5 protein-coding genes are annotated in these 4262 nt (G+C 61.5%); 4 read left to right on the top strand and 1 reads right to left on the bottom strand.

Annotated features, from left to right (window positions below):
- Nucleotides 1–193: 193 nt before the first annotated feature.
- Nucleotides 194–1240: a GTP 3',8-cyclase MoaA gene (gene moaA, locus C3Y91_RS37460; protein ID WP_018068660.1), complete on the bottom strand. Its 1047-nt coding sequence runs from the start codon at nt 1238–1240 to the stop codon at nt 194–196.
- A 136-nt stretch (nt 1241–1376) separates the two neighbouring features.
- Between moaA and C3Y91_RS37455 the strand changes: the two genes are divergently transcribed.
- The 4 genes from C3Y91_RS37455 to C3Y91_RS37440 all read left to right on the top strand — a co-directional run bounded on the left by C3Y91_RS37455 (nt 1377) and on the right by C3Y91_RS37440 (nt 4184).
- Nucleotides 1377–1751, top strand: a complete 375-nt coding sequence (locus C3Y91_RS37455; protein WP_032989254.1) for a gamma-butyrobetaine hydroxylase family protein — start codon at nt 1377–1379, stop codon at nt 1749–1751.
- 48 nt (nt 1752–1799) lie between these two features.
- On the top strand, nt 1800–2990 hold the full coding sequence (locus tag C3Y91_RS37450) for a low temperature requirement protein A (protein ID WP_024321886.1): 1191 nt from the start codon (nt 1800–1802) through the stop codon (nt 2988–2990).
- 136 nt (nt 2991–3126) lie between these two features.
- Nucleotides 3127–3270 carry a hypothetical protein gene (locus C3Y91_RS37445; RefSeq protein ID WP_018068663.1) on the top strand — a complete coding sequence of 48 codons (144 nt, stop codon included), beginning with the start codon at nt 3127–3129 and terminating at the stop codon, nt 3268–3270.
- Nucleotides 3271–3284: 14 nt separating this feature from the next.
- Nucleotides 3285–4184: a DMT family transporter gene (locus tag C3Y91_RS37440; protein ID WP_024321885.1), complete on the top strand. Its 900-nt coding sequence runs from the start codon at nt 3285–3287 to the stop codon at nt 4182–4184.
- The last annotated feature ends 78 nt before the right edge of the window (nt 4185–4262 follow it).

Below are 4262 nucleotides of genomic sequence, written 5' to 3'. Positions count from 1 at the left end.
TAAAAACCGTATCTGGACACCAAATCCACCTTGACACCAAACACAGATGCTCATCTACCCTGAAGGGCATCTTCTCCCCGCTGGGGAGAAGGGGAGTCTGCCGCACCGTATCCCGGCCCTTCGCATGGCTCAGGGCGTTCGAAGCTGCAATCGATTCACTGGATCGATTGCTCCCGCTTTGTGGGACCGCTTCTCACCCACCCGTAACACTCATATGCCGCGCCACCGCCGGACGATTATGCGTGCGGTCGATGATGAAGTCGTGGCCCTTCGGTTTGCGGGTGATGGCCTCGTCGATGGCGGCGTGGAGGAGGGCGTCGTCTTCGGTGGCGCGGAGTGCTGCGCGCAGGTCGGCGGCATCGTTCTGGCCGAGGCACATATAGAGCGTGCCGGTGCAGGTGAGGCGGACGCGGTTGCAGCTTTCGCAGAAATTATGGGTCATCGGGGTGATGAAGCCAAGCCGGCCGCCGGTTTCTTCGACCCTGACGTAACGCGCCGGGCCGCCGGTCTGGTAATCGATGTCCGCAAGCGTGAACTGCTCTTCGAGATCGGCGCGCAGCTTTGAAAGCGGTAGATACTGGTCGGTGCGGTCTTCCTCGATCTCGCCCATCGGCATGGTTTCGATGACGGTGAGATCCATGCCGCGGCCATGGGCGAAGCGCAGAAGCTCCGGCATCTCGGCATCGTTGAAATCCCTCAGCGCCACGGCGTTGAGCTTGATCTTCAACCCTGCCTTTTGGGCCGCGTCGATGCCTTCCATGACCTTGGCGAAATCACCCCAGCGGGTGATCTTGCGGAACTTGTCGGGGTCGAGCGTATCCAGCGAGACGTTGATGCGGCGTACACCGCAATCATAGAGCTCCTCGGCATGGCGCGAAAGCTGCGAGCCGTTGGTGGTCAGCGTCAGCTCGTCGAGGCCGGAGCCGATCTTCTGGCCGAGCTGGCGAACCAGATACATGATGTTCTTGCGCACCAAGGGCTCGCCGCCCGTCAGCCTGATCTTGCTGACACCCTTGTCGATGAAGGCGGAACAGAGCCGGTCGAGCTCTTCCAGCGTCAAGAGATCCTTCTTAGGCAGGAAGGTCATGTTTTCCGCCATGCAATAGGTGCAGCGGAAATCGCAGCGGTCGGTGACGGAGACACGGAGATAGGTGACCGACCGCCCGAAGGGGTCGATCATCGGGTGCGCACCTGCCACCAGCGGCGATGCATTGCCTATCGTTCCAACTCTGGTGTTCACCTGTATCTCCGTACTCTCATCAATGTGGGCATATGCTATTGTCGCGTCAAGGGAAACAGCCCGCGCGAGCATGCCAATTTCAGCTTGCGCTGAAAAAGATCAGCGCCTACTCCTCGCATGAGAAGAGGACAAAATGATGAGCGATATCTGGCCGAGCGAACTTCGCGTCTCGAAAGACAGGCAGCGGCTGGTGGTAACCTTCGATGACGGTCAGAGCTTCGACCTGTCGGCCGAGCTCTTGCGCGTGCTGTCGCCCTCGGCCGAGGTGCAAGGCCACGGGCCAGGACAGAAGGTGACAGTGCCGGGCAAACGCAATGTTGCGATCATCTCGATGATGCCGACCGGCAATTACGCTGTCCGGATCGGCTTCGACGACATGCACGATACCGGCATCTACACCTGGACCTATCTGCGCGAGCTCGGCGAACGGGGCGATGAGCTGTTTTCCGCCTACGAGGACGAGCTCCGCGAAAAGGGCATGAGCCGCGACACGGCGGAAAAGCCGCGCTGAGCGCCGCTACACTTTCAATCCACGCATAATCCAGCCATCGGGGGCCATATGGCGAAGACGAACGGAACGAACTGGCTGCGCGCCAAGGGCAGCGCTAGCGGCAGCAAGGTGACCTTTCTCGAATTGTTTTTCGACCTGGTCTTCGTCTTTTCGATCTCGCAGCTTTCGCATGTGCTTGCCGCCCACTACACGCCGCTCGGTGCCGCCGAAGCGGCGCTGATGACCTTTGCCGTCTGGTGGGTGTGGATCTTCACGGCTTGGGTGACGAACTGGCTCGATCCGGACAAAATGCCAGTGCGCGGCATGCTGGTGGCGCTGATGATGCTCGGGCTGCTGCTGTCTGCCTCCATCCCCGAGGCCTTCGGCGACAAGGGGCTGCTGTTTGCCGGCGCCTATGTGGCGATGCAGGTCGGGCGCTCGCTGTTTACGACCTATGCGATGACGCGCGTCGACCGCCCCAACACGCTGAATTTCGTCCGCATCACCGCCTGGCTCGTGGTTGCCGGGGTCTTCTGGATTGCCGGCGGGCTGCTCGAGCATGAAGCCCGGCTGATCGCCTGGGTGATTGCGCTTGCGATCGAATATGCCGGGCCGGCCGCGGGCTTTGCCGTGCCAGGGCTTGGCCGCTCGACGGCGCGGGACTGGGATGTTTCCGGCGCGCATATGGCCGAACGCTGCGCGCTCTTCGTCATCATTTGCCTCGGCGAAGCGATCCTCGTTTCCGGCCGCACCTTTTCGGAACTGCCGTTCTCCGGGCTGACCAGCATCGTCTTCGTCACCGGCTTCGTCGGCACGGTCGCCATGTGGTGGCTCTATTTCCGCTTCGGCCACGGGCGCGCCGCCCACCGCATCGAGCATGAAGAGACGCCGGGGAGCTTGGCGCGGCTGGCCTTCACCTATGGGCATATCCCGATTCTGGCCGGCATCATCGTTCATGCGGTGGCGGTCGAATTCATGTTCTCGCATCCGCACGAGACCGGCGATCTCGGCATTGCCGCGGCCGTGCTCGGCGGCTCCGGCCTGTTCCTGATCGGCAATCTCTGGTTCAAGGGCGCGACCAGCGGCCAGCTGCCGCTATCACATCTTGCCGGCCTGGTGTTTCTGATCCTGCTCGCCTTCGCAGCACCCTTCATCGAGGTCTATCTGATGGGCATCCTGGCGACGCTAGTGCTGATCATTGTCGCCGCCTGGGAATATCGCTCGCTGACGGGCACGGAGACTGCGCCGACGCTGCATTAGGGAGTCCGGCGTCGCGTCCTTTCAGAGGCGTGGCGCTGTCATCGGCAGGTCGATTTCAGTAAAATTTCAGAAAGCCTACCGGACAAAAATTTCGATTTGAACGATTCTCCCCCCGCCATGTGGGATGGGGCGGGTCATGTCAGCGTTTGCGAGTCTCAGCGGTTTCCGGATCGGCCTCGCCACGGGCGCCGCCTCGATAATTTCCGTCGGTCCGATTTCGGGCATCCTGCTGTCGGCCGTCTTGCTGGGTATGGTGTTCAACCTCGTTAAAGACAGCTGAGCGAGGGCTATGCGATGCCGACGAGCCTTGCCCCACTCGCCCTTCTGCTCGCTGCGGCCTTCTGGGGTTTCGGCAATCTGTCGCAGAAGCTCGTGCTCGCGGATATCGGTCCGTTCAGTGCAGTCAGTCTCCGGTGTGCGATTGCCGCTGCCGTCATGATCCCACTCATTCTGTTCGAGAAGAAGCCGGTGGCAGACCAAGGCTACTGGAAGAGTATCCTGATGGTCTCAGGGGCATTCACGGCCGCGATCACCATCCAGCAATATGCTTATCTCGGCGCGAGCGTGACCAATGCCAGCTTCCTGGTCAATACATGTGTGGTGTTGACGCCCCTGATCGCATGGCTGGCACTTGGCCAGATTGCGGGCCGTAGTGAGATCGCCGCGACTGTGATCGCCATCGGCGGCATCTTCCTGATGTCTGGCGCCTCCTCGGGCGCGCCGACCATGCAGTATGGTGATGTTGCCTGTCTCGTTGCGGCGCTGTTCTATGCGATCTGGATGGTTGCGCTTGGCAGGCATGCGGCAGCGCATGGATGCCCTGTCCGGTCCGCATGCATCCAGTTTGTGATGGCTGCCCTGTTTTCGAGCCCGTTCGCGATCGGCGAGATGCCGGCGCCGGCCAGTATCGGCGCGGCAGCGCCGCATCTCTTCATCCTCGGCGTCTTCACGACGGGCGCTGCCTTCGGCCTGCAGACCTGGGCACAGCGCCACACCTCCGCCTCCCGCGCCGCGGTCATCGTTTCGGCCGAAAGCATTTTCGGTGCGCTCGGCGCCTTTGTCGTGCTGCAGGAACGTCCCGGGCTTTCCACGCTGGCCGGTGCCGGCCTCATCTTCTGCGCAATCCTGCTGGTCTGCGTTGCAGGCCCGATCGGCAGTCTGTTGAGGGTTCGTGCGTCGAGGGTGGCCGGATAGAGCGCCGCGCGTCTTTTCAGACGCGCTAAGGACGCTCTATCACTTTGAATCTGCGCATAATCCTTTCCGAAAATCGAT

It is taken from the genome of Rhizobium ruizarguesonis (assembly GCF_012349115.1).
In the GTDB taxonomy this organism is placed as follows: Bacteria; Pseudomonadota; Alphaproteobacteria; order Rhizobiales; family Rhizobiaceae; genus Rhizobium; species Rhizobium ruizarguesonis.
The sequence above is the reverse complement of the archived record's forward strand: the minus strand, read 5'-3'. Positions and strand labels throughout refer to the sequence as shown.